The following is a 3,752-nucleotide window of genomic DNA, read 5'->3' on the forward strand; positions in this document are numbered from 1 at the left end:
AAGGCACAGACGGCAATCAAGAGAAAGAGAAATATTTTCTTCACCTTTCCTCCTTAATGAGGGGTTTTGGTTTCCGGCCGGGACGAACCTCCCGACCAATTACAAATATAGCACGTTTTTTTAAGGGATTCCATGCAAAACGACAACGGAAAGCAAGGGGCGCCCGTCCGGCAATGAACAGGGCGGCCGCGCGGGCCGCCCGATATCGTTCGGTAGTTGTGGGTCGGTTACCTCTTCTTGAAACCTCTCCCTTCGATCTGTCTGTAACCGCCGATGGATCTTCCGTGTCTGGCGGTTCTCATGTCCTGGCCGTGCGCTTTCGCCTGTTCGTTGATCTGGTGATCCACACTGCGGCGGATGTGCTTGTCGTGGAGGTCGTCTTGCTTCTTCTCCTTCTTTGAGCCGGGCATACACTCTCCTTCTTGACCCGTTTGCTGCTCGGGCGTCGTCAGGGGGATTAGTTTTGTGAGCGATTTTTTTAAGAAGACGGGCGTTACGACGTACTCCGGAACCTCGGGGCGGCGGGTTTCAACGAATCACCTCCGCGGTGGTCTCACACTTCCCCCTATATATAGCCTCAATTTGGGCTGAAGGCAAGACAAGCAAAAGTCGGGCCAGGGCATTTTTTTTACGCGCATCGTCGAGGACTTGGGAAACGGTCCGCGTTGACTGACTCCGGGGGCCGTGCTAGCATCGGGACGCAAGAAAGGGGGCTCCGCCTTTGAAGCCGACCTTATCCGCTTTCATTACGCTCACCGCCGCCCTCGTGTTCCTCGGCCTGGCTACGGTGACGGCGGACCCGGTCGTGTTCACCGCCGCCGCCACGCAGCCCGCCTACTGGCGCTACGAGGTGGTGGTCGTCACCGCCGACGGCGCACCCACCGGGACCGAGCGGGTGGTCGGCGTCCCCGAGCTCAACGGCGAGGCGGTCACCGGCGTCTCGGGGCGAAAAGAGATCGAGTTCCGCCGGGAGGAGGGCCGCTGGGTTGGGCGCTGGGCCATGCCCTGGGACCCGGACCTGGGCGCCTACGAGATGACCGTGCGCGCCCTGGACTCCGCCGGCGACGAGCTTGGCTCGACCGCGACCGCGTTCAGCATCCGGGGAAAATCCCCGAACGGCAGGGTACCCCTGCCGCACTTCGCCGTCACCCTGGAGACCGACGCCGATTACTACGCCGCGCGTCTGGGCGGGCCGCGGATGCGCGTCCCCGGCTGGAAGAACATCGTCGCCTGGCCCGAGTACGCCGGGGCCGACTCGGTCTGGTTCTGCGCCGGGATGACCAAGGCCGCGCACCACCCCACCACCGAGCACCCCTGGCTCCAACGCGACCTGGACCTGGTCCCGGTGCTGGCGCGGGAGTGCCACCGGGCGGGGATGGCCTTCGGCGCCTGGATCGCCTGCTTCTTCCCCTATGGCGAGACACGCCCCGACATCCCCTACGAGTTCTCGCGCAACTACGTCGTCCCCGAGGAGCCGGGCGCCAAGGGTGGCTTCTGGACGACGCTCAACGCCAGCCTCGACTGCGAGCTGCGCAAGCGGCAGATAGTCGAGCTGGCGAAAAGCCTCCAGGCCGAGCCCCAGGTGGACTACATCGGCCTGGACTACATCCGCTCAGGCCCCGGCGGCTTCGAGCTGGTGACCGACATGGTGACCGATCTGGGCCTGGAGCCTTACGAGGGCTTCACCGAGCAGCCCCTCGAGACGCAGATGGCGTGGCTGGTGGGCGCGACGCGCACCGACGAGGGCATGAAGCGGCTGTGGCAGTGGTGGCGGGCGAGTAAGGCGGCGCGGACCCTGGCCGAGATAAAAGAGCGCGCCGGCATCACCAAGCCCGTGTGGTGCTTCGTCCTCGGCTGGTGCCACCAGCACGGACAGGACCCGCTGATGATGACCGACGCCGGGGCGGATTTCGTCGCCCTCATGCTCTACGACGCCACGCGCAACGAGTTCGACGGGCTGATGCGCGAGTGGCCGAAGGAGTACCGCGACGGGCGGACAAATCTCGTGGCCGGGGTCATCGCCGACCCGGTCCAACTGGCCAACCCGTACAACCCCGCCGCGCCCTTCCCCCTGGAGATGGGAAACCGCGCGGAGCAGGCGCTGGACGGCCTGGCCTCCTCCGCCGGGCCCTGGGACGACCTCATCGCCCTCGACCCGCACTACCTCGACAAATTCGGCTCCTTGCGCACCGACGGGCTCGTCGAGGGACTCTTCCTTCACGACCTCGAACGGATGGCCTACCGCGCCGGCGGATGGACCGTGGACGACTACATCGTGGCCGGGGCGTCGGCCATGAGTCGGCTCCGCGCCCTCACCGGCGACATCCCCGTGGAGATAAAGGTCGGGCGCCCGGTGGGTGTGGGCGCCTGTCTCTTCGACGTGCCCGTCGAGGTCACGAATCTGGGGCGGGAAACCCTGCGCAACATCCGCGTCCGCACCGAGCCCACGCGAAACGCCAGCATCGCCAAGGACGGGGCGGTTTACATCGCGGAGCTGGCCCCCGGCGAGACGGTGACGGTCACCCCCAAGCTCTACGCCTACGAGTATACCGAGGAGCACGTGATAGCGGCCAGCGCGTGGTGGGGCGGGGCGCGGCCCGCCGATGTGGCCTTCGCCTGCCGCTACCAGCTCCCCTGGGCCAAGAAGGAGGAGTAATGTGAGACTTGAATATCTTGGCGACAGTAAGGATTATTTGAAAGGTACTCTTCTTAAATACTTGAAGAAGCTTAACATGAAAATATTTGTTGAAGCTATGATAACCGATGGGGATTGGTGTGACTGGCAAAAGCGCCACTATCAGGCTCTTCTTGGTTGTAACTGCATAAATTTCAAAGAGTATTCTGGGATGAATGGATGTATAGATCTTAATCAAAAGGGAATTATATTTTGTGATCCTGACGTCGGCATATTGCCAAAAAGTTCAGGAAATAAACATTTTAAAATATCATTTTTAAATAATGCTAAGGGTAAGTTAATAGTAGTCTTTCAGGACCTAACGCGAACGAATGAATCTTATAGTGTAAAAACATGCAACAACAAGAATGTACTGTTAAGGAAAGTGTGCGAAGAGCTATCCAATATAAATAAATTAAAAATGATATTTCTTGATCTTTCACAGGTTGGATTCTGGTTTTTTACGACCGATAAGTATTATTGTTCCTTAAAACGTATACTTCGAAAGAGATTCCCAAGACGCATTCGTTAGGAATAATATTACAGCCAAGGTCAGCGTCCCCCTCTCCCCGTGGGAGAGGGCCGGGGTGAGGGCTTCCTTAGAAAAAAATGTCCCTGCACCATCCACCGGGCGAACTGCCCCCCAAGCTGGTAGAGAACTCCCGTTCCCTGCGGAGGAAGCTGACCCTCGCCGAGAGGAAGCTCTGGCGTCTCTTGCGGAACCGCCGACTGATAAAGGTCAAGTTCCGCCGGCAGCACGTCGTCGGTAATTACATCCTGGATTTCTTCTGCTCGGAGGCCGACCTGGCGGTGGAGGTGGACGGTGGGCAGCATGGTCTGCCGGAGCAGGCGGAGTATGATCGGCGGAGGGACGAGTTCCTAGCGGGTCAAGGGATAAAGGTTCTGCGGTTCTGGTGTAACGAGGTGCTGTCGAATACTAATGGTGTGTTGGAGGAGATAGTAAGGCATTTAAAATAAGGAAGCCCTCACCCCCATCCCCTCTCCCACAGGGAGAGGGGGGACGTGGCAGCCCTCACCCCCATCCCCGTCGGCGCGCCGCTCCCACGGGGAGAGGGGG

General features: G+C 60.3%; 4 protein-coding genes. All 4 read left to right on the forward strand.

Features of this window, described 5'->3' with window-relative positions; translation table 11 throughout:
- Positions 1-401 (forward strand): hypothetical protein (locus NTW26_00165; GenBank protein MCX7020687.1); only part of this gene is annotated, 401 nt, incomplete at its 5' end.
- 320 nt (positions 402-721) lie between these two features.
- A complete protein-coding gene (locus NTW26_00170) occupies positions 722-2,656 on the forward strand; it encodes a hypothetical protein (protein MCX7020688.1) in 1,935 nt (644 codons plus the stop codon).
- A gap of 76 nt (positions 2,657-2,732) precedes the next feature.
- Positions 2,733-3,206 carry a hypothetical protein gene (locus tag NTW26_00175; protein ID MCX7020689.1) on the forward strand — a complete coding sequence of 158 codons (474 nt, stop codon included), beginning with the start codon at positions 2,733-2,735 and terminating at the stop codon, positions 3,204-3,206.
- Between the two features lie 77 nt (positions 3,207-3,283).
- The gene (locus NTW26_00180) at positions 3,284-3,652 is read left to right on the forward strand and encodes an endonuclease domain-containing protein (protein ID MCX7020690.1); all 369 of its coding nucleotides are present in this window, start codon (positions 3,284-3,286) and stop codon (positions 3,650-3,652) included.
- Positions 3,653-3,752: the final 100 nt, after the last annotated feature.

The organism is bacterium (genome assembly GCA_026398675.1).
GTDB lineage: Bacteria > RBG-13-66-14 > RBG-13-66-14 > RBG-13-66-14 > RBG-13-66-14 > RBG-13-66-14.

What these genes read in the sequence shown, in the direction of transcription:
- NTW26_00175 (MCX7020689.1), top strand. Translation starts at nt 2,733, where the DNA reads ATGAAAATATTTGTTGAAGCTATGATAACCGATGGGGATTGGTGTGAC.
- NTW26_00180 (MCX7020690.1), top strand. Translation starts at nt 3,284, where the DNA reads ATGTCCCTGCACCATCCACCGGGCGAACTGCCCCCCAAGCTGGTAGAG.